Source organism: Methylophilaceae bacterium (assembly GCA_018398995.1).
Classification (GTDB): Bacteria; Pseudomonadota; Gammaproteobacteria; order Burkholderiales; family Methylophilaceae.
Map to the genome: position 1 here is coordinate 1,351,797 of CP073759.1, position 21,088 is coordinate 1,372,884.

The following is a 21,088-nucleotide window of genomic DNA, read 5'->3' on the forward strand; positions in this document are numbered from 1 at the left end:
TATGGAATTTAAACGACAACAGCAGCAACAACTAAAAGCACTAAGCTTGCCAGAATGGCGTAGACGCTTATTGTTGATTGCAGTCTTGTTTGGTTTTGTCTTGTTGCTTGTTAAAAGTGTTTATTTGCAAAGTATGAATAAGGATTTTTTGCAGAAAAAAGGCGGAGATCGTTATATCCGTACATTAGAGCTCCAAGCTGATAGAGGAAAAATAAAAGATAGAAATGGTGAAATTCTTGCTGGAAGTAGTCCTGTTGCATCTGTTTGGGTAAACCCTTCAGTTGTTCAGATGAGTGAAAAGCAAAAAAAAGCGTTAGCAGAATTGCTAGACATGCGTGTGGCAGTCATTGATCAAAAAATCAGTAATAAACAAAAAGAGTTTGTCTATATCAGAAGACGTATTGCGCCTGATTTAGCAGAAAAAGTAAAAAAGCTTAATATCGCAGGTATTGCTTTGGAGCGTGACTATAAGCGATTTTACCCAGCTGGAGATGTTGTGTCTCATGTGGTTGGTTTTACTGGGGTTGACGGTAATGGGCAGGAAGGCTTCGAGCTTGTACGTAACGATGAGCTTGCTGGTTTAGCAGGCCAGCGCCGCGTTATTAAAGACAGGTCTGGTCAAATCGTTGAAGAGTTAGAGGTAGTCAGACAACCCAGTGATGGTAATGAGTTGGTTTTAAGTATTGATCGCCGCATCCAATATCTGGTCTTTAGAGAGCTATCTAAATCAATCGAATACTATAAAGCCAAAGCAGGTTCTGCAGTGGTGTTAGATGCCAAAACGGGCGAAGTACTGGCGATGGTTAATTTGCCAACTTACAACCCTAACAATCCAACCAATATAAAAGGTAAAACACGCAATCGCGCCTTAACTGATGTGTTTGAGCCTGGCTCAACGATGAAGCCCATAACCGCTGCCGCGGCTTTACAGTTTGGCGGGTATGTTGCAGAAACAAAAGTGGATACAGCGCCTGGGTATATGAAAATTGGACCGGCAACCATACATGATACGCATGCTTACGCAGAATTAACGGTGTCTGAAGTGGTGAAAAAGTCTTCTAATGTGGGGTCTGCAAAAATTGCGCTCAGTTTAGATAAAAAGAAATTATGGACAGTATTCAATCAATTGGGTTTTGGTGAGAAAACTGATATCGGTTTTCCAGGTGAAGTGCGTGGAAAGGTGCGAGATTATGAGACTTGGCGACCTATTGAGCAGGCAACGATGTCTTATGGGCATGGGATTAGTGTCACTTTATTACAGCTTGCCAGGGCCTATACGGTATTCGCAAATAATGGTGAATTAAAACCAGTATCATTAATTAAATTAGACGAGGCGCCCGAGGGGCAGTCGGTATTTTCTGCTGCCGTGGCAAATAGTGTCAAAGATATGCTGGAATTGGTGGTGCAAGATGGCGGCACTGGCACAAAAGCGCAAGTTACAGGTTATCGCGTAGCGGGTAAAACAGGCACTGCGCATAAATTAGGTGCAAATGGATATGAACGGGATAAATATGTAGGTTCGTTTGTTGGGCTTGCGCCTGCGTCCAATCCGCGTTTGATTATGGCGGTCATGGTAGATGAGCCAACCAATGGACAGTATTATGGTGGGACCGTAGCGGCACCTATATTTAGCAGTGTGATGTCAGAAGTGTTGAGGCTCTTGGCGATACCACAGGATGCGCCCAATGCCAATGTGATCGTGCCAAAATTTGCTGATGATGATGTTCAGGAGATGGTATGACTGATTATCTGAGGCATGTTAAAGCGAGTGCAATCACTGCGGATAGTCGAGAAGTGGTGCCTGGTGCATTGTTCTTGGCATATCCTGGAGAGTCGACTGATGGTCGCTCATATATTATAGATGCCATTAATAATGGTGCCAGCGCCATTTTATGGGAGGCGGAAGGTTTTATTTGGGATAAGCATTGGCAAATAGAGAATCTTCCGGTAACCAACTTAAAACAAGAAGCAGGTAAGATTGCAGCCAACTTTTATGCAGAGCCGTCAAGCCAATTATGGATGATTGGGGTAACAGGAACTAACGGTAAAACATCCGTTACTCAATGGTTGGGGCAGTGTTTTGATGTATTAAACAGGCAGTCGGCGGTCATTGGTACGCTTGGCAATGGTGTATTAAACCAGTTAACACCCACATCAAATACCACACCGGATGCTTTATTACTGCAGCGGCTATTGGCAGGTTACGTCGAGCAAAAAATTGATGTTGTTGCGATGGAAGTTTCCTCTCATGGCTTGAGTCAAGGTCGGGTGAATGGGGTGCAATTTGATGTAGCCGTACTCACTAATTTAACCAGAGATCATCTTGATTATCACGGTACGTTTGAAAATTATGCCTCTGCTAAAGAGAAGTTATTCAAATGGGATAGTTTGAAGCATGTGGTATTGAATAGTGATGATGATTTTGGTTTGCGGATTAAGCAAAAATGCAGTACAGCCTCAGTCAACATATTGACGTATGGTATCGATAGTGGTGAGGTGCGTGCGTCTGATATTCGTTTTGAAAACGCCGCTATGCAATTCAAGGTGACAACACCATATGGAGCGGCTGATGTAGAAGTTGATTTGGTTGGGCGATTTAACGTTTATAACGTGTTGGCGGTGTTGTCGACACTGCTAATCTCAGATGTGTGCTTACAAGATGCAATTCATGCGATTAAACAATTAAAAGTGCTACATGGTCGTATGCAGCAGTTTGGTGGTGGCAACATGCCATTGGTTGTTGTTGATTATGCGCATACGCCAGACTCTTTACAAAATGTGTTGATGACTTTAAGGGTGCAAGCCAAGCAACAATTGATTTGTGTGTTTGGTTGCGGCGGCAATCGGGATGCCGGCAAGCGCGAGATGATGGGTAAGGTGGCGAGTACGTTTGCTGACAAGGTGGTTGTGACCAGTGATAATCCGCGCCATGAAAGTCCAGATACCATTATTCAAGCCATCGTAAAGGGAGTAGAAGGTACTTGCGTTATTGAGGCTGATAGGGCGAAAGCAATTGCAATGGCGATAGGCAATGCACACAAAGAAGATATTGTGCTAATCGCTGGAAAAGGCCATGAAGCGTATCAGGAAGTAGCGGGGGTGCAATATCACTTTAGCGATGTGGAGCAAGTGGAACAAGCATTAAAGCACTATCAGGAAGGATCTGTATGATGATGTTGTCAGAAATTGCAGCCGCGCTCAATGCATCAATCAACGGTGTTGACGTTAACATAACAAGTGTTGGAACTGATAGTCGAGCTATTGTCAATCAGCAGCTATTTGTCGCCATCAAAGGTGAGCGCTTTGACGGAAACAATTTTGCAACAGAAGCCATTAAACTTGGTGCTGCTGCTGCGTTAATTTCTGATGAGCACAGTGATGCAACTCCCGCAATCTTAGTAAAAGATACCCGTATTGCCTTAGGAACGCTTGCTCAGTATTGGCGTAATCAATTCACATTACCGGTTGTGGCGGTGACAGGCAGTAATGGCAAGACAACGGTTAAAGAAATGATTGCTAGTATCTTGCATTTGGCTAAAGGCAATGTTTTAGCAACGAGAGGCAATCTTAATAACGATATTGGCGTACCACTCACTTTACTTAATCTGCGCGCAGAACATCGCTGTGCAGTCATTGAAATGGGCATGAACCATTTAAATGAAATTCGCTATTTATCGCATCTTGCACGTCCACAAGTGGCTGTCGTTAATAATGCAGGCACTGCACATATTGGCGAGCTAGGCTCACGTGAAGCAATTGCGCAAGCAAAGGGAGAGATTTTTGAGGGCTTAGCAAGTGATGGTACGGCCATCATTAACGCAGATGATGATTTTGTTGCTTATTGGTTTTCGTTGAATCAAGGACGAAAAATTATCACCTTTGGTGTCGATAAATCGGCCGATGTAACCGCTGAATATACTTCACTAGATTCCCACACCAACATTCGACTTAAAACGCCAGAAGGCACAATCGCATTCGATTTGAACGCTTTAGGAAAGCACAACGTATTAAATGCGTTGGCGGCTAGTGCTGTTGCTGTTGCGCTAGGTGTTCCCAATCAATTGATTGCACAAGGTCTTGTTGCCTTTCATGCTGTCCAAGGCCGTTTGTTTTTCTATACTGGTTATCAACAAGCAACCGTCATTGATGATACATACAATGCAAATCCAGACTCGATGAAAGCCGCGATTGATGTGTTGGTTTCGCAAGGCAATACGCATGCTAAGAAATTGATTTTTGTGATGGGCGATATGGCTGAGTTAGGACATGAATCAAGTGCGATGCATATCGAGATTGGTGAGTATGCAAAGGCAAAAAGGCTTTCTTGTTTGCTGAGCTTTGGTGAGATGAGTCAACAAGCAAGTGCCGTTTTTGGCAGAGGAGGTAAACACTTTACTTCTTTAGACGCTTTGGTTGCAGCGATTAAAGCAGACATGCAAGTTGATACTTGTGTGCTGGTTAAGGGATCGCGTTCGATGAGGATGGAGAGAATTGTTAACGCTATAGTTGGCAATAAAAATATAGAGGGAGCACATTAATGCTATTAGAGCTAGCCCGTTTTTTGGCGCAAGATATCAAAGGGTTGAACGTATTTAACTACATTACACTTCGTGCTGTCATGGCAACGTTAACGGCGCTCATCATATCATTTATCATCGGGCCTAAGATGATTAAAAAACTGACCCAATACAAAGTTGGGCAATCAGTACGTGATGATGGACCGCAAACCCACTTGATTAAAGCAGGCACACCAACCATGGGCGGCGCATTAATACTGGTGGCAATCGCATTTTCGACATTGTTGTGGGCTGATTTGCATAATCGATTTATATGGGTGGTATTGGTGACCACCTTGGGTTTTGGTGCAATTGGCTGGGTTGACGATTATCGTAAAGTCGTTCATAGAAACCCGAAGGGATTGTCTGCAAAAGCAAAAATATTTTGGCAAAGTCTGATTGGAATTGGCGTTGCTATCTTTCTTTATAAAACAGCAGCATCACCGATTGAAACAACGCTGATCTTTCCATTCATGAAAAATCTAGCGCTTCCCTTGGGGTTTGTTGGGTTTTTAGCGCTCACTTATATGGTTGTTGTTGGCAGCAGCAATGCTGTCAATTTGACAGATGGTTTGGATGGTTTGGCCATATTGCCAACTGTGATGGTCGGCAGTGCTTTGGGTATTTTTGCCTATGTTGCCGGCCATGTGTATTTTTCAAAATATCTTGGTGTGCCCTATGTGGCTGGTGCCGGTGAATTAATGGTGTTTTGTGCAGCGATGGCTGGTGCCGGTTTAGGGTTTTTATGGTTTAACGCTTACCCCGCAGAAGTGTTTATGGGTGATGTGGGTGCATTGGCATTAGGCGGGGCATTGGGCATTGTTGCGGTTATCGTGCGACAAGAAATAGTGCTGTTTATTATGGGCGGTGTCTTTGTTGTTGAAACATGCTCTGTTGCTATGCAAGTGCTGTATTTCAAATATACCAAATACAAAACTGGCGTTGGGAAGCGAATTTTCTTGATGGCGCCTTTACATCATCATTATGAACAAAAAGGCTGGAAAGAAACCCAGGTTGTTGTGCGTTTTTGGATTATTACCATGATGTTGGTTTTAGTTGGGCTATCAGCATTAAAAATTAGATGATGAACCACTTACAAAATAAATACGTATTGGTATTAGGACTCGGTGAAACGGGCCTATCCGCATTGCGCTGGTTATCTGCACAAGGTGCACGTGTCGCTATAGCTGATACGCGTGATCATCCACCAAATAAAGAACTGGTGGAAGCTGAATTTCCTGATATCAATCTGTTCTTAGGCGCCCTAGATGAGGAGACTTTGAAAAAAGCGGATTTATTGGTTGTTAGTCCAGGGGTTGCGTTATCAGAGCCGGCGATTCAAGCAGCCATATTAGCTGGGGTCTCGGTGGTTGGTGATGTTGAATTGTTCGCACGCTATCGGCCTGCTGAAGCAAAAGTAATCGCAATTACTGGCTCCAATGGTAAAACAACAGTGACGACATTGGTGGGTGAAATGTGTAAAGCCGCGGGCTTAAAAACGATTGTGGCTGGTAATATCGGATTGCCAGTCTTGGCTACGCTTGCTATGGAAACGCCAGATGTTTATGTATTAGAGCTGTCTAGTTTTCAACTAGAGACCACGCATCATTTGGTGGTTGACGCCGCAACAATGTTGAACCTCACAGAAGATCATATGGATCGCTATAGTGATATGGCTACCTATGCCGCTGCTAAGGCCCATATTTTTTATAAAGCCAAGCACCAAGTGCTAAACCGCGACGACGCTTGGAGCATGATTATGGAACGCCCAAGCGCAATAGTGACGACCTTTGGTTTGGATTTTGATGTAAACGCATTTGGTATTCATGATGAACATAATGAAATCTGGCTGTGCGATGGTCAGCAACATTTAATGAATGTAGCGGATTTACCGATTAAAGGTGCGCATAATGCTGCCAATGCATTAGCGGCAATCGCGCTTTGTCGAGCTATTGGCTTGGAATATGCCCCTTTATTAAATGCCTTATATAACTTCAAAGGCTTAGCGCATCGCGTGCAATGGGTTGCTACGGTAGATGACGTTGATTATTTTGATGATTCAAAAGGAACCAATGTTGGTGCTACTTGCGCTGCTATCTCAGGATTGCCGCAAACAGTGGTCTTAATCGCAGGCGGTGATGGTAAAGGACAAGACTTTACACCATTGAAAGCACCTGTTAGTCAACATGCGCGCGCAGTGATATTAATTGGGCGCGATGCCAGTTTGATTGAGCAAGCATTGATTACAACAGATGTGCCAATGTATCACGCGCAAGATATGCGTGAAGCGGTTGTTATTGCACGACGCATTGCGCAAGCTGGCGATGCGGTACTGCTTTCACCTGCTTGTGCCAGTTTTGATATGTATACCAACTATATACATAGGGCAGAAGCATTTATTGATGCAGTCAGACAGCAAGAGGCAGTGACATGCTAAACAAAATATCCACGCCACAGCAAGCGACTATCAATTCGTACGACCAATTGTTGTTATGGATTACATTGATATTACTTGGCTTGGGTCTGGTGATGGTCTATTCAGCCTCAATTGCCATCGCAGAAGCAAATGCATCAATTGGACATCAAAGTACTTATTATTTAGTCAGACAGTCTATTTTTATCGGCATTAGTCTTGTTGCTGGTTATATTGCTTTTCAAGTGCCAATGGAATGGTGGCAAAAATTGGCACCTTATTTATTTGTATTTGCCATTGCTTTATTAATTTTAGTATTAATACCAGGTGTTGGTCGAAACATTAATGGTAGTCAGCGCTGGTTGTCCCTGTTTGTGATTAATTTACAGCCATCTGAATTAATGAAGCTTTTTGCAGCCATGTATGTTGCAGATTATGCAGTGCGAAAATCAGCGCAAATGGACAGTATTGTTAACGGCTTCTTGCCGATGTTGGCAGTGATGGTATTGGTTGGATTTTTATTACTCAGAGAGCCAGATTTTGGTGCCCTTACAGTAATCGCCAGTATTTCAATTGCTATTTTATGGTTGGCGGGGATTAATGTTTGGATAGTTATTGGCCTGATAGCAGCGTTACCAGTTGCTGTTTACTTTTTAATTGTCAGCTCGCCTTATCGTTTACAACGTGTCATCGGCTTTATGGATCCATGGGCTGACCCCTTTGGCAAAGGCTACCAACTTTCACATGCTTTAATTGCCTTCGGTCGCGGTGAATGGTTTGGTGTCGGATTAGGCGCCAGCGTAGAAAAATTATTGTATTTGCCAGAAGCGCATACAGATTTTCTATTTGCTGTTATTGCAGAAGAGCTTGGTTTTGTTGGTGTGTTAACCGTATTATTTTTGTTTGCTTGGTTAGTCATTCGTGCCTTTGGGATTGGTAAAGAAGCGAATGCAAATGAGCGATATTTCTCAGCTTTACTAGCACAAGGCATTGGCGTTTGGATTGCCGTGCAGGCCATTATCAATATTGGTGTCAATATGGGGCTACTCCCAACAAAAGGATTAACGCTGCCACTACTTTCTTTTGGTGGCAGTGGTATTTTGGCTAACTGTGTTGGAATCGCTGTGTTAATGCGGGTTGACTATGAAAATAGACTGATTCAAAAAGGCTTGCCACTATGACAGCTAAGCAACTAAAACCAACATTAATGGTAATGGCTGGCGGCACGGGCGGTCATGTCTACCCTGCAATTGCGGTCGCTGATTATTTGCAATCACGAGGCTGGCAAATTGTTTGGCTTGCTACTGAAGGTGGAATGGAAAACCGTTTAATTGCAGACAAAGCTTATCGCAAAGCGATGATCACTATGCGTGGTGTACGAGGCAAAGGTTTATTAGGTTGGGTATTTTTACCATTTCAATTATTCATTGCATGTCAGCAAAGCGTCTCGGCAATAATGCAGTATCAGCCGGATGTCGTGTTGGGTATGGGTGGCTTTGCCGCTTTTCCAGGCGGATTAATGGCTAAAGTGTTAGGTAAGCCTTTGGTGATTCATGAGCAGAACGCAGTTGCGGGATTGACCAATCGAACATTAAGTGTGCTAGCCAATAAGGTGCTGGCTGCTTTCCCAGCAGCATTTGGCGCTAAAGCTGAATTGGTAGGTAACCCAGTTCGTCAGGATATTACCGAGTTGCCCTTACCTGAAACACGTTACGCACAAAGAACAGGAAAAATAAAATTGTTAGTACTTGGTGGTAGTTTGGGTGCTGCTGCTTTGAATGATGTTTTGCCAAAGGCGCTAGCGACCTTGCCAGAAGCGCAGCGTCCGGAAGTGGTGCATCAAGCAGGTGAAAAACATATTGCAACCTTGGAAGCTAATTATCTACAGGCGGGCGTGGTCGCCGAAACTAAAGCTTATATCCAAGATATGGCCACTATCTATGCATGGGCTGATGTGGTGGTTTGTAGAGCGGGCGCATTAACCGTGGCTGAATTAGCTTGCGTTGGTGTTGCGAGTATTTTGGTTCCTTTCCCGCATGCGGTGGATGATCATCAAACAGGCAATGCACACTATTTAAGTGAAAAGAGCGCGGCGATATTAATTCAGCAAACAGCCTTTAGTGTAGAAAAAGCCAGCGAAATATTGAAGCAACTCACACGGCATGATTGTTTAGCAATGGCAAACAAAGCGCGCGCCTTAGCAAAGCCAGATGCTGCTGTGTCTGTGGCCAATATATGCATCGGATTAGCGGGAATCACAGCATGAAGCATAAAGTAAAAAATATTCATTTTGTTGGTATTGGTGGTATCGGCATGAGCGGTATTGCTGAGGTGTTGATTAACTTGGGATTTAAGGTCAGTGGTTCCGACCTAGTGAGTAATGCGACGACCAAGCGATTAGAAAGTTTTGGGGCAAAGTTGTATCAAAGTCATGCGGCAGAAAATCTAGGCGATGCTGATGTGGTGGTTGTTTCAACAGCGGTGAGTGAGCGAAATCCTGAAGTGATTGCCGCTAGAGAGCATCATATACCAGTAGTGCCACGCGCCTTAATGTTGGCAGAGTTGATGCGCTTTAAGCAAGGTATTGCGATTGCAGGCACCCACGGCAAAACAACGACAACTAGCTTGGTGGCTAGCATATTAGCAGAAGCAGGCATGGATCCAACTTTTGTGATTGGCGGAAAACTCGAGTCGGCCAGCACGAACGCAAGACTTGGGGCAGGCGAACATATTGTGGTTGAGGCTGATGAGTCTGATGCATCGTTTTTACATTTGAGCCCAATATTAGCGGTGGTGACGAATATTGACCGTGACCATATGGAAACCTATGAGCATAGCTTTGATAAGCTGAAGAATGCCTTTGTTGAATTTTTGCAACAATTGCCTTTTTGGGGCATGGCTGTGGTGTGTATTGATGATCACAATGTGCGTGAAATTTTGCCGCGTATTACCAAGCCTGTCACTACCTATGGTTTTAGTGATGATGCAGGTATTCGTGCAACTGATGTTCGTGCAGATAACGGCAAAATGCATTTTAAAGTAACGCGTACAAATGGCGTGGTCACAGAGTTAGATGTGACATTAAATCTACCTGGTAAACACTATGTATTAAATGCCTTGGCTGCTATTGCCATTGCCAGTGAGTTAAATGTGTCAGATGCCGCCATTATCAAAGCATTGGCAGAGTTTAAAGGCGTTGGCCGTCGTTTTGAACGTTATGGTGAAGTCTCTACCGGTAAAGGTGGAACGTTTACTTTGATTGACGATTACGGTCATCATCCGGTTGAGATGCGTGCAGTGATTGCTGCAGCGCGCGATGCTTTTCCCAATAGACGGCTGGTTTTGGCTTTTCAGCCACACCGTTATACCCGCACCCGAGATTGTTTTGAGGGGTTTGTGCAGGTGATTTCTAGCGTGGATGTTGCATTGTTAACAGAAGTGTATTCTGCGGGAGAAATACCTATAGTGGCCGCCGATACACAGACGCTGATTGGCGCAATTAAGGTGTTGGATAAGGTGAGCCCCATTTATATAGAAACAACAGAAGCATTGCCAGAAGCCATTATGAATGTTGTACAAGCAGATGATGTGGTGATTGTGATGGGGGCTGGCAGTATTGGTCAAGTTGCACACAGAACGAAAGCGCTGATGACATGATGCAAACCGAATTAAACACGAGACTGTTGAAAAACGAACCTTTGGCACGTTATACCAGCTGGCGTGTTGGTGGCGCAGCAGATACTTTATTTGTGCCGGATGGTTTAGATGAGTTGATTGCATTTTTGGCTGAGTTAGATCCAGATGAGTCAGTTTGTTTTATTGGCTTAGGCAGTAATTTATTAGTCAGAGATGGTGGTGTGCGTGGCACGGTTGTTGTGATGCATCAAGCATTGAAGACTATTAAAATAGATGGTGCTTATCTCTATGCAGAAGCAGGCATTACTTGCGGCAAGCTAGCCAAATTTAGTGCGGCTAATAGCCAAATGGGTGCTGAATTTATGGCAGGTATTCCTGGTACTGTTGGTGGCGCTTTGGCCATGAATGCGGGTTGTTATGGCGGAGTGACGTGGGATATTGTGGAACAAGTATTAACAATTGATCGATACGGTAATACACATATTAGAAAAGCAGATGCGTTTGTGACCGGCTATCGCAGTGTCAGTATGCCAGTTGCAGATGAATGGTTTGCTGCTGCTTGGTTTAAGTTGGCAGAAGGTGATCCAAGAGCATCAACTAACAGAATTAAAGATTTATTAGCAAAGCGTTTGGCTAGTCAGCCACTGAACTATCCAAGCGGTGGGTCGACTTTCCGTAACCCTGAAGGTGACTTTGCCGCAAGGTTAATTGAAGCAAGTGGATTAAAAGGTTTTCAAATAGGTCAGGCACAAGTATCACCAAAGCATGCCAACTTTATCGTGAATCTTGGGGATTGTACTGCGCAAGACATTGAGTCTCTGATAGAACACGTAAAACAAACAGTATTTACAGAACAAGGCGTTATGTTGCAACAAGAAGTAAAGGTGATTGGTGAACATGCATAAACAAGAGATGAATCAATTTGGCCGTGTTGCAGTGCTGCTAGGTGGTGAATCTGGAGAGCGTGAAATATCGCTCAAGAGTGGTCATGCTGTGTTAGCGGCATTAATTCGACAGGGTGTGGATGCTGTGGCATTTGACCCTGGTCAGCAAGACGTTGCTGATTTGGAAAATTATGACCGTGTGTTTATTGCATTACACGGTAAATATGGTGAAGACGGCACCATTCAACGCATATTAGATGCAATGGAAGTGCCTTATACGGGTAGTGGCGTTACGGCTTCAGCAATTGGTATGGATAAATGGCAAACCAAATTAAAGTGGGATGAGGCGCGAGTGGTAACACCAGCATTTGAGCTGGTCCATGCACAAAGCGATTTTGCAGCAATAGAACAAAAATTAGGTTTCCCAATTTTTGTTAAACCTGCAAATGAGGGTTCAAGCATTGGTATTACGAAAGTAAAACAATCGGGAGAGCTGAAAGCAGCCTATGCAATAGCGGCTAAAGCAGATCCACTTGTGATAGCGGAAGCCTGTATTAGTGGTGGTGAATATACGGTTGGGATTTTGGGTCAAAAAGCACTGCCGATTATACGTATTGTGCCAAAGACGGAGTTTTATGATTTTGAAGCGAAATACCTCCGTAACGATACTGAGTACTTATGTCCTAGTGGTTTAAGTGCAGAACTTGAGGCACAAATTCAACAAGAAGCTTTATATGCTTTTAACGCGATTGGGTGTAGTGGTTGGGGGCGGGTTGATTTTTTAATGGATGAGTCAGGCAATTACTATTTTTTAGAAGTGAACACCAGTCCAGGTATGACTGACCATAGTTTAGTCCCTATGGCAGCAAAAGCGGCAGGTATTGATTTTGATACATTGGTTGTCACTATTTTACAGATGACATTAAACAAGAGGGTGAGCGATGTGGCATCAGCCTAATCAATTGAATTGGCTTGCAAATTGTTTATATGCAGCAGCAATCATGATGTTGTTGTATGGACTCATCATCGCTTTTATACGCTTACCTATTTTTCCGATTAATGTAGTCGAAGTGGGTGGTCAGCTTGAACACGTGAGTAGAAAGCAAGTGGAATTGATTGTAGAAGAACACTTAACAGGTAATTTTTTTACATTGGATTTAAAGAAAACGCGCGATGCATTTGAAAAATTGCCATGGACAAGAAACGTGAGTGTGCGTAGACATTGGCCTAGTACGATCAATGTGGAAATAGAGGAGCATAAAGCATTGGCCAGATGGGGAGATATTGCATTGGTGAACACCTATGGCGAATTATTTCATGGCGCTTCTGATGACGATTTGCCTGTATTTTATGGCGCAGGTAACGCAGTAAAAGAGGTCGCTCAACAGTATGCGCAATTTAAAGAAATTTTGCTCGATATTGATATGCAAGTCACACAAGTTAATTTGTCACCACGTTTTTCCTGGGAAATTAAAACCGATAAAAATGTATCGATAGCACTGGGAAGAGAGCATATGAACGCAAGATTGGCTCAGTTTTCAATCGCCTACCAAACGGTATTAAGCCATTTGAACACAACAATACAATATGCAGATTTGCGTTATCCGAATGGATTTTCGCTGCTTCAAACGAACAAACAATCAATGCAACAACCGCCTCTAAGACAGATGAACATAGTTGGCCAGACATGAAAAGGGAGTGTAAATGAGTAAAGTGCGCGAAGGTAAAAACCTGATTATCGGGTTGGATATCGGCACATCTAAAATTGTGACGATAGTGGCAGAGTTATTGCCAGATAGCAGTGCAAAAGTCATTGGGCTAGGACAGCATCCGTCTAGAGGGCTTAAAAAAGGTGTTGTTGTTAACATAGATTCAACTATGCAAGCGATTCAGCGCTCTATAGAAGAAGCTGAATTAATGGCGGATTGCAAGATAACTAGCGTGTTTACAGGTATTGCAGGTAGCCATGTTAAAAGTCTTAATTCACACGGCATGGTAAAAATTAAAGATGCAGAAGTAACACAAATGGACATCGATAGAGTGGTGGAAACAGCGCGCGCGATTGCATTGCCTGCGGATCAACAGATACTGCACATTTTGACACAAGAATTCATTATTGATGGACAAGACGATGTGCGTGAACCAATGGGGATGAGTGGTTTAAAGCTAGAGGTAAAAGTGCATATTGTCACCGGCGCCGTTGCAGCTGCTCAAAACATTGTGAAATGCATTAAACGCTGTGGTTTGGATGTCAGTGACCTTATTTTACAGCCATTGGCTTCTAGCAACGCAGTACTCACCGAAGATGAGAAAGAATTGGGTGTTTGTTTAGTCGATATTGGCGGCGGTACTACTGATATTGCGGTATTTAAAAGTGGTTCAATTCGACATACGGCAGTTATTTCAATTGCAGGTGATCAAGTGACTAATGATATTGCAGTGGCTTTTCGAACGCCCACACAATCGGCCGAGGACATTAAAGTAAAACACGGTTGCGCTTTGCGACAATTAGCAGACCCACGTGAAACTGTGGAGGTGCCAGGTGTTGATGGGAGAGAGGCAAGACAGCTTTCCTTGCAGACGTTGGCAGAGGTGATAGAGCCTCGAGTTGTTGAGCTTTATGAATTGGTCTTACAAGAGCTGCGTCGAAGTGGTATGGAGGAAATGATTGCCTCAGGCATTGTGATTACAGGTGGCTCTTCAATGATGCGCGGCATGATTGAGTTGGGTGAGGAAATTTTTCATATGCCAGTGCGACTAGGCATGCCACGCTACATAGAAGGCTTGACGGAAGTCATCAATAATCCTAGGTATGCGACAGCTGTTGGATTGGTGTTGATGGGCAAACAACAAATTGAACGTGAATTAACTGGGCAAATGGAAATTCATTCCGTACTACGTGTTTTTGAACGTATGAAAGATTGGTTTAAAGGTAATTTTTAAGTAATCACTAACAAAACAAAGTGTAATAACAGGGCAGAGTTTATGAAAATAAGCTCAAAACATGTAGGCAAAAAAGGAGATATAAAATGTTTGAAATTATGGAAAAAGATTCACAAGAAGCAGTGATTAAGGTGATCGGGGTTGGTGGCTGCGGTGGTAATGCAGTTGATCATATGATCAGTAAAGCAGTGGGTGGCGTAGAATTTATCTGCGCGAATACTGATGCACAAGCGTTGCTGAAAAGCGGAGCGGCCAGAACATTGCAAATAGGTTCAGATATTACTAAGGGCTTAGGTGCTGGCGCAAAACCAGAAATTGGGCGCGAAGCAGCCATTGAAGATCGTGATCAAATTGCAGAAATGATTGAAGGTGCAGACATGCTGTTTATTACTGCCGGCATGGGTGGCGGGACTGGTACTGGCGCCGCACCTATTATTGCGGAAGTAGCAAAAGAAATGGGTATTTTAACTGTGGCAGTTGTGACTAAGCCATTCGCATTTGAAGGTAAGCGCACCAAGGTGGCAGAAGAAGGATTGGCAGAGCTGTCACAATATGTAGACTCATTAATTGTCATCCCTAATGAAAAGTTAATGGAAGTGCTGGGTGAAGATGTACCTTTCCTAGAAGCATTCCGTGCGGCCAATGATGTGTTGCATAATGCCGTTTCAGGTATCGCGGAAATTATTAATTGCCCAGGGTTGGTCAATGTGGATTTCGCTGATGTCCGTACAGTGATGAGTGAAATGGGCATGGCGATGATGGGGTCTGCAGAAGCCAGCGGCGATAATCGTGCAGTGATAGCAGCAGAGCAAGCAGTAGCGAGTCCATTATTAGAAGATGTGAATTTGGCGAATGCACGCGGTGTCTTAGTGAATATCACGGCAAGTAGTAGCCTGAAAATGAAAGAGTATTACAATGTAATGAACACCATCAAAGCGTTCACTGCAGAAGATGCAACTGTCATACTGGGTACTGTCATGGATGAGAGTATTGGTGATAAATTGCGTGTAACGATGGTTGCAACAGGTTTGAATGGTGCCATTGCTAAACGTGAACAAAAACCAGAACTACGCGTGATGACCACAGTCAGAAATGGTACAAACAATAGTGTTTATGTAGAAGAGGATGATGCACCAGCTGTGTTTAGTCCTAACAGTCGTCGTGCTCAAGTGGATGCAATGAAATCTAATGGTGTAGAAGAGTATGACATTCCTGCATTTTTACGTAAACAGGCTGATTAGGCGCAACTGACAAATGCAGTAGCAATATTGGATTATGCTACTATATGAAGCAAATGCGCTTCATCAAGCGGAACTGTTCGAGTGAATAGGAAAATAATTGTTAAAACAGAGAACCCTACAAAAAAAAGTCAGTGCCACAGGCGTTGGGTTGCACAATGGTGAGAAAGTCAAGCTGACGCTTCTGCCTGCTGCAATCGACACTGGTATAGTATTTAGACGAACCGATTTGCCCGGCATGCCTGAAATACCAGCAACGCCCGATGCGGTGAGTGATACGCGCATGTGCTCTGCCCTAGAGAAAAATGGTGCGCGTGTTGCTACTGTAGAGCATTTAATGTCTGCGTTAGCAGGATTGGGCGTTGATAACGTGATTGTAGAACTGGATGCTTCGGAAATACCGATTATGGATGGAAGCGCAGGCCCTTTTATTTTTCTATTGCAATCGGCTGGCATTGTTGAGCAAGCTGCAGCTAAAAAATTCATGCGTATTAAAAAAAATGTGGAAATTATTGAACAAGATAAATGGGCTAAATTTGAGCCTTATCACGGATTTAAAATGGATTTCACCATTGATTTTGCGCATCCTGTGTTTGAAGAATCGGGTAATAATGTCAAGATCGATTTTGCCGACAATTCTTATATTGCTGAAATTAGTCGTGCACGCACATTTGGTTTTATGCACGAGGTTGAATATCTACGGGCAAATGGTTTGGCGCGTGGTGGTAGTTTAGATAATGCGATTGTGCTAGATGAGTTTCGTGTATTAAATAGCGATGGTTTACGGTATGAAGATGAATTTGCAAAACATAAGGTATTAGATGCAATAGGCGATTTGTATATGTTAGGCCATCCTTTATTGGGTGCTTTTACTGCTTATAAATCTGGACATGGGCTTAATAACAAACTAATTCGTGCATTATTAGCAGACGCAGATGCATGGGAATATGTGACATTCAATGATATCAATGAAGCGCCTGTTGGTTTTAAAGAGCAGACTGCTTACTTCACGCCGAATCTGATGCCGCATTTTAATTAGAGGCTTAGACACACAGTGTTCATTGTACGCATAATAGTCGCTTTGCTACTCATTGCTACTTTTGTGCTGGTGGCCGGCTATTTTTTCTCTCGAAACAAAAATTACCTCATTGCGATTAAACGGCTATATCAATATGTCGCTTGGTTTGGCGTTATTGTCATTTTATTAAGTGTAATTTCACGGGTGATTAAGTTGTAAATGCAAAATCTCCATCAATTATTACGCATTCGTTTGCTAGTCTTGTGCATGACCAGCATCATTGCAAGCGCTAGCGTTGCAGCCAGCAACGATATGATTGTTCTCAAAGCACGTGAGGCTTATGACAAAGAAAATGTCACGGCATTAGCAAAATATGCTGACCAATTGCAATTGGAAAAGCATATTCTTGCACCTTATGCACAGTTTTGGCTAATGTCGTTAAACTTGGACAACACAAATAATGAAGATATTGCTGCTTTTTTAAGTCAACATGAAGATTATGCGTTTGCACGCCTGTTGCGCGGTCATTTCTTAAAGAAGTTAGGGAAGCAAAAAGAGTGGGTATTATTTGACCAAGAATATGCACGCTATCAATCAAAGGATAACGCTGCTGTAGAATGTCTTGCCGCTGAAGCAAAAAATGCAGTGCAAAGCAAAGATGATTTGATCTCTGTAAAACATCTGTGGCTGACTGGAAAAGACCAGCCAACCCACTGTGATGGCTTGTTTGAAGTGATGCTGGCTAACGGGATAATTGACGAAGAGTCAATTTGGCAACGTTTTAGAATGGCAACTGCACAAGCCAAAATTGGCCTGGCTAAAGCGATTCTAAAGCGCAGTAAAGACTACCATCCTAATCAAGAAAAATTATTAGCTACTGCCTATCAATCACCTGATAGATTGTTGAAAACATCAATTGGATCTTTTAAGCAAAAGTTTCATCATGAAGTGCATTTGTTTGCGCTCGCGCAGTTGGCAAAGAAAGACACGGGGCAAGCGACTAATGCGTTTAAAACGATTGAAGCTCAGATGAGTGATGATGAAAAAAGCTATTTCTACGCAACGCTGGGCACTGCCGCTGCTAAACGACATGAGCCAGAGGCGCTATCGCTGTTAGAAAAAGCGCGTATGACATCAATGACTGATGAACAAGTCTCATGGTACGCGCGCGCCTGTTTACGTGCTTCAGATTGGACACATTTACTTAGCGTGATTAGCCAAATGAAACCAGAAATAGCAGAAGAAGCGCGCTGGCGTTATTGGAAGGCGCGGGCATTCATTGCACTGCAACAAGAGAATAAGCAAGCAATTGATATATTAACTAATCTTGCTTCAGAGCGGCATTACTATGGCTGGTTGGCACAAAGTGAACTGAAAAACGATAGCCAAGCGACATCATTACAATATCGACCAAGTTCGAAAGAAGTTGCTGACATCGGCAAATTGCCAGCAATCATGCGAGCAAAAGCATTATTAGACTTAGATTTACGCTGGGAGGGAAAGCTTGAGTGGAAAAACGCAATGGCATCTTTAGATGATAAAAAATTACTTGCAGCAGCTTATTTTGCAAATCAGCAATCATGGTACGACCTAGCCATTAATACAGCGGATGATACAAGTAGCACACATGATTTTTCGATGCGATATTTGATGCCTTATAGACAGCAAATGGTAAAAGCCGCTCAACAGCAGCAAATTGATGCGGCATGGACCCATGCTATTGCCAGACAAGAGAGTCGATTTGTGCATGATGCAAAATCACATGCAGGAGCAGCAGGTGTAATGCAATTAATGCCAACGACAGCAAGATGGGCTGCAAAATCAGCAGGTATTCATCGTTATAAAGGGAGTATGATTTATGACTTGGATACAAATATCACGATTGGCACTTATTATTTAAGTCATACTTTAAGTGTCATGAATGGGAATAAAGTCATGGCTACAGCGGGCTATAATGCGGGTCCGAGTAGGGCTAAAAGATGGCTTGCGCCGTATCGTTTGGAAGGGGCTATTTATGCAGAGACAATTCCTTTTGATGAAACCCGAGTCTATGTGCAACGAGTGATGGCAAATATGTATATGTATAAGAAGCAAGCAGGAATGACCAATATGACGCTTAAGCAGCTAATGGGTAGTACCCCTGCAAAGACGCTTAACAATTGACAATAATTGATAAAGTAATGGAAAAATAGCATGAAAAATAAACGGATAGCAGTAATTGGTGGTGCTGGATTTGTGGGTAGCAGCATTGTTAGCAAATTAGATGCGGCTGGCTATCAAGTAAAAGTATTGACGCGTCATCGTGAGCGGGCAAAACATTTAATTTTATTGCCAAATGTGCAAGTGGCTAATTGTCAGGTGCATAATGATAGTGCGTTAGCAGATGCTCTAAAAGATTGTGATGCAGTGATTAATTTGGTAGGGATTTTGCATGAAAGTAAACACAGTACATTTGACATCATTCACCATCAACTGCCCGAACGCATTGCTAAAATATGTGTTCAGTTAGGGATTAAGCGGTTGATACACATGAGTGCATTGCAGGCGTCAGAGAATGCGCCAAGCCAATATTTACGCTCTAAAGCGCACGGTGAGGCAGCGTTAAATCGTTTCAGACAATCAATCAATGTGACGATTTTTAGACCTTCTGTTATATTTGGTCGCGATGATCAATTTTTAAACTTGTTTGCCAAACTAATCCAATACTTACCTATTATTCTATTAGCAAAACCTGCAGCTAAATTTCAACCTATTTGGGTAGAGGATGTAGCCAATATCTTCGTCAATAGCCTGCAAAATGATGATACTTTTGGCAACCGTTATGACCTCGCAGGACCAGATACTTATACTTTGCAGCAACTGGTTGAGAAAGTGATGCATACTCTGAATAAGCGGCGGCCGATTATTGGATTGGGTGACCGCCTGTCATATTTGCAAGCTTGGATGATGGAGTGGTTGCCAATCAAGCTCATGAGCCGAGATAATGTGCGCTCTATGGCAGTCAATAGCACTGCTGAAGGACCAATGGCAAAAGAGATTCAACAGACACTCACACCATTGGATGCAGTCATGCCTACCTATATCCAGAACAAAACACCACGTGCAGCGTATGATCAATATCGTGCTGCGGCGGGTAGGGTGATTAATGCCAGAAGATAAGCCCTTAATTGTTTATTGTGTTGGTGGTGCAATACGCGATGAATTGTTAAACATGCCAGTCAAAGACCGTGACTATGTTGTGGTTGGCAGTAGCGTGGATGAAATGCTGAAACGTGGCTATCAACCTGTTGGTAAAGATTTTCCTGTTTTTTTGCACCCTAAAACCCACGAAGAATATGCGCTAGCCAGAACCGAACGCAAAATCAGTAAAGGCTATAAAGGATTCGTTGTTCATGCCGACTCTGATGTGACATTAGAAGCCGATTTGGCAAGACGTGATTTTACGATAAATGCGATTGCAAAAGCAGCTGATGGCCAGTTAATTGACCCTTTTAATGGGCAACTGGATATCCAGCAAAAAATAATCAGACATGTTGGGCAAGCATTTGTTGAGGATCCCGTTCGCATTTTACGTGCGGCACGATTTTCAGCGCGGTTTGTAGATTTTACTATCGCACCTGAAACAATGCAGTTAATGCAGCAAATGGTTAGTGATGGAGAAGTGGATGCCTTAGTACCTGAACGCGTATGGCAGGAATTAGCCAAAGGGTTGATGGAAAAACAGCCTAGTCGCATGTTTGATGTTTTGCAACGTTGTGGGGCTTTAGAGCGACTTATCCCAGAGTTGGCTTGTTTATGGGGAGTGCCACAAACAGCGCAATATCACCCAGAAATTGATACGGGTATTCATGTGATGATGGCAGTGGATTATGCAGCAAAACAACAATTTAATTTAGCTGTACGCTATGCAGTGTTGATGCATGACTTAGGTAAAGGAACGACACCAAAAGAGGTGCTGCCAAGACATATTGGACATGATATACGAGGTGCTAAGTTAGTTACTGAAGTGAGTAAGCGCTTGCGTGTGCCAAATGACTGTCATGCTTTGGCGCATATGGTTGCTAAATTTCATATCAAAGCGCATCAGGTGCTGGCCATGAGAGCAGAAACCCTGCTTAAGTTTTTAATAGACCTGGATGCGATACGTCAGCCAGAGCGGTTTGCGTATTTTTTGCAGGCATGTGAAGCAGATTCAAGAGGTCGATTAGGTTTGGAAAATACTGCATTGCCTGAAGCTGATATCATGCGTAAAGCCCTTGCCGCTGCCATGCAAATTAATGCAGGAGAAATTGCAAAACAATATGTTGAGCCAGACTGCATTAAACAAGCGATTTATAAAGCAAGATTGGCATCTGTTAAGACCATCATGTGAATATGTCACAAAGCAATTACTTTTTTTA

At 43.1% G+C, this 21,088-nt stretch carries 18 protein-coding genes; all 18 read left to right on the top strand.

What is annotated here, in order from left to right; translation table 11 throughout:
- The first annotated feature begins 1 nt into the window (after nt 1).
- The 18 genes from KFB94_07015 (at nt 2) to KFB94_07100 (ending at nt 21,060) form a co-directional block, all read left to right on the top strand.
- Nucleotides 2-1,741 carry a penicillin-binding protein 2 gene (locus KFB94_07015; protein QVL45038.1) on the top strand — a complete coding sequence of 580 codons (1,740 nt, stop codon included), beginning with the start codon at nt 2-4 and terminating at the stop codon, nt 1,739-1,741.
- A complete protein-coding gene (locus tag KFB94_07020) occupies nt 1,738-3,171 on the top strand; it encodes a UDP-N-acetylmuramoyl-L-alanyl-D-glutamate--2,6-diaminopimelate ligase (protein ID QVL45039.1) in 1,434 nt (477 codons plus the stop codon). Before KFB94_07015 ends, KFB94_07020 begins: the two co-directional genes overlap by 4 nt.
- Entirely contained in the window at nt 3,168-4,538 is a 1,371-nt protein-coding gene (locus KFB94_07025; GenBank protein ID QVL45040.1) for a UDP-N-acetylmuramoyl-tripeptide--D-alanyl-D-alanine ligase, read from the top strand. The genes KFB94_07020 and KFB94_07025 overlap by 4 nt, the downstream gene beginning before the upstream one ends.
- Nucleotides 4,538-5,641, top strand: coding sequence for a phospho-N-acetylmuramoyl-pentapeptide-transferase (gene mraY / locus KFB94_07030; GenBank protein QVL45041.1), 1,104 nt, complete (start codon nt 4,538-4,540; stop codon nt 5,639-5,641). Before KFB94_07025 ends, mraY begins: the two co-directional genes overlap by 1 nt.
- Nucleotides 5,638-6,993: a UDP-N-acetylmuramoyl-L-alanine--D-glutamate ligase gene (locus tag KFB94_07035; protein QVL45042.1), complete on the top strand. Its 1,356-nt coding sequence runs from the start codon at nt 5,638-5,640 to the stop codon at nt 6,991-6,993. Before mraY ends, KFB94_07035 begins: the two co-directional genes overlap by 4 nt.
- Entirely contained in the window at nt 6,987-8,150 is a 1,164-nt protein-coding gene (gene ftsW / locus KFB94_07040) for a putative lipid II flippase FtsW (protein ID QVL45043.1), read from the top strand. Before KFB94_07035 ends, ftsW begins: the two co-directional genes overlap by 7 nt.
- Nucleotides 8,147-9,235: an undecaprenyldiphospho-muramoylpentapeptide beta-N-acetylglucosaminyltransferase gene (murG, locus tag KFB94_07045; GenBank protein QVL45044.1), complete on the top strand. Its 1,089-nt coding sequence runs from the start codon at nt 8,147-8,149 to the stop codon at nt 9,233-9,235. Before ftsW ends, murG begins: the two co-directional genes overlap by 4 nt.
- A complete protein-coding gene (locus KFB94_07050) occupies nt 9,232-10,626 on the top strand; it encodes a UDP-N-acetylmuramate--L-alanine ligase (GenBank protein ID QVL45045.1) in 1,395 nt (464 codons plus the stop codon). Before murG ends, KFB94_07050 begins: the two co-directional genes overlap by 4 nt.
- Nucleotides 10,623-11,510: a UDP-N-acetylmuramate dehydrogenase gene (murB, locus tag KFB94_07055; GenBank protein ID QVL45046.1), complete on the top strand. Its 888-nt coding sequence runs from the start codon at nt 10,623-10,625 to the stop codon at nt 11,508-11,510. Before KFB94_07050 ends, murB begins: the two co-directional genes overlap by 4 nt.
- 7 nt (nt 11,511-11,517) lie before the next feature.
- Nucleotides 11,518-12,447 (top strand): D-alanine--D-alanine ligase, encoded by a 930-nt coding sequence (locus KFB94_07060; protein QVL46608.1) that lies wholly within the window; start codon nt 11,518-11,520, stop codon nt 12,445-12,447.
- The gene (locus KFB94_07065) at nt 12,431-13,180 is read left to right on the top strand and encodes a cell division protein FtsQ/DivIB (GenBank protein QVL45047.1); all 750 of its coding nucleotides are present in this window, start codon (nt 12,431-12,433) and stop codon (nt 13,178-13,180) included. Before KFB94_07060 ends, KFB94_07065 begins: the two co-directional genes overlap by 17 nt.
- Before the next feature lie 13 nt (nt 13,181-13,193).
- The gene (ftsA, locus tag KFB94_07070) at nt 13,194-14,432 is read left to right on the top strand and encodes a cell division protein FtsA (protein ID QVL45048.1); all 1,239 of its coding nucleotides are present in this window, start codon (nt 13,194-13,196) and stop codon (nt 14,430-14,432) included.
- 86 nt (nt 14,433-14,518) lie between these two features.
- Nucleotides 14,519-15,673, top strand: a complete 1,155-nt coding sequence (ftsZ, locus tag KFB94_07075; GenBank protein ID QVL45049.1) for a cell division protein FtsZ — start codon at nt 14,519-14,521, stop codon at nt 15,671-15,673.
- 97 nt (nt 15,674-15,770) lie between these two features.
- Entirely contained in the window at nt 15,771-16,709 is a 939-nt protein-coding gene (locus KFB94_07080; GenBank protein ID QVL45050.1) for a UDP-3-O-acyl-N-acetylglucosamine deacetylase, read from the top strand.
- Nucleotides 16,710-16,724: 15 nt separating this feature from the next.
- Nucleotides 16,725-16,907 carry a hypothetical protein gene (locus KFB94_07085; protein QVL45051.1) on the top strand — a complete coding sequence of 61 codons (183 nt, stop codon included), beginning with the start codon at nt 16,725-16,727 and terminating at the stop codon, nt 16,905-16,907.
- On the top strand, nt 16,908-18,851 hold the full coding sequence (locus tag KFB94_07090; protein QVL45052.1) for a lytic transglycosylase domain-containing protein: 1,944 nt from the start codon (nt 16,908-16,910) through the stop codon (nt 18,849-18,851).
- A gap of 30 nt (nt 18,852-18,881) precedes the next feature.
- Nucleotides 18,882-19,847 carry a complex I NDUFA9 subunit family protein gene (locus KFB94_07095; protein ID QVL45053.1) on the top strand — a complete coding sequence of 322 codons (966 nt, stop codon included), beginning with the start codon at nt 18,882-18,884 and terminating at the stop codon, nt 19,845-19,847.
- Nucleotides 19,834-21,060, top strand: a complete 1,227-nt coding sequence (locus KFB94_07100) for a multifunctional CCA addition/repair protein (GenBank protein ID QVL45054.1) — start codon at nt 19,834-19,836, stop codon at nt 21,058-21,060. Before KFB94_07095 ends, KFB94_07100 begins: the two co-directional genes overlap by 14 nt.
- Nucleotides 21,061-21,088: the final 28 nt, after the last annotated feature.

Excerpts from the sequence above, each read along its gene's own strand:
- KFB94_07020 (QVL45039.1), top strand. The coding sequence starts at position 1,738 with ATGACTGATTATCTGAGGCATGTTAAAGCGAGTGCAATCACTGCGGAT.
- KFB94_07050 (QVL45045.1), top strand. The coding sequence starts at position 9,232 with ATGAAGCATAAAGTAAAAAATATTCATTTTGTTGGTATTGGTGGTATC.
- KFB94_07060 (QVL46608.1), top strand. The coding sequence starts at position 11,518 with ATGAATCAATTTGGCCGTGTTGCAGTGCTGCTAGGTGGTGAATCTGGA.
- KFB94_07035 (QVL45042.1), top strand. The coding sequence starts at position 5,638 with ATGATGAACCACTTACAAAATAAATACGTATTGGTATTAGGACTCGGT.
- KFB94_07090 (QVL45052.1), top strand. The coding sequence starts at position 16,908 with ATGCAAAATCTCCATCAATTATTACGCATTCGTTTGCTAGTCTTGTGC.
- ftsW (QVL45043.1), top strand. The coding sequence starts at position 6,987 with ATGCTAAACAAAATATCCACGCCACAGCAAGCGACTATCAATTCGTAC.
- murG (QVL45044.1), top strand. The coding sequence starts at position 8,147 with ATGACAGCTAAGCAACTAAAACCAACATTAATGGTAATGGCTGGCGGC.
- KFB94_07065 (QVL45047.1), top strand. The coding sequence starts at position 12,431 with ATGTGGCATCAGCCTAATCAATTGAATTGGCTTGCAAATTGTTTATAT.
- KFB94_07025 (QVL45040.1), top strand. The coding sequence starts at position 3,168 with ATGATGATGTTGTCAGAAATTGCAGCCGCGCTCAATGCATCAATCAAC.
- mraY (QVL45041.1), top strand. The coding sequence starts at position 4,538 with ATGCTATTAGAGCTAGCCCGTTTTTTGGCGCAAGATATCAAAGGGTTG.
- KFB94_07015 (QVL45038.1), top strand. The coding sequence starts at position 2 with ATGGAATTTAAACGACAACAGCAGCAACAACTAAAAGCACTAAGCTTG.
- ftsZ (QVL45049.1), top strand. The coding sequence starts at position 14,519 with ATGTTTGAAATTATGGAAAAAGATTCACAAGAAGCAGTGATTAAGGTG.
- KFB94_07095 (QVL45053.1), top strand. The coding sequence starts at position 18,882 with ATGAAAAATAAACGGATAGCAGTAATTGGTGGTGCTGGATTTGTGGGT.
- murB (QVL45046.1), top strand. The coding sequence starts at position 10,623 with ATGATGCAAACCGAATTAAACACGAGACTGTTGAAAAACGAACCTTTG.
- ftsA (QVL45048.1), top strand. The coding sequence starts at position 13,194 with ATGAGTAAAGTGCGCGAAGGTAAAAACCTGATTATCGGGTTGGATATC.
- KFB94_07100 (QVL45054.1), top strand. The coding sequence starts at position 19,834 with ATGCCAGAAGATAAGCCCTTAATTGTTTATTGTGTTGGTGGTGCAATA.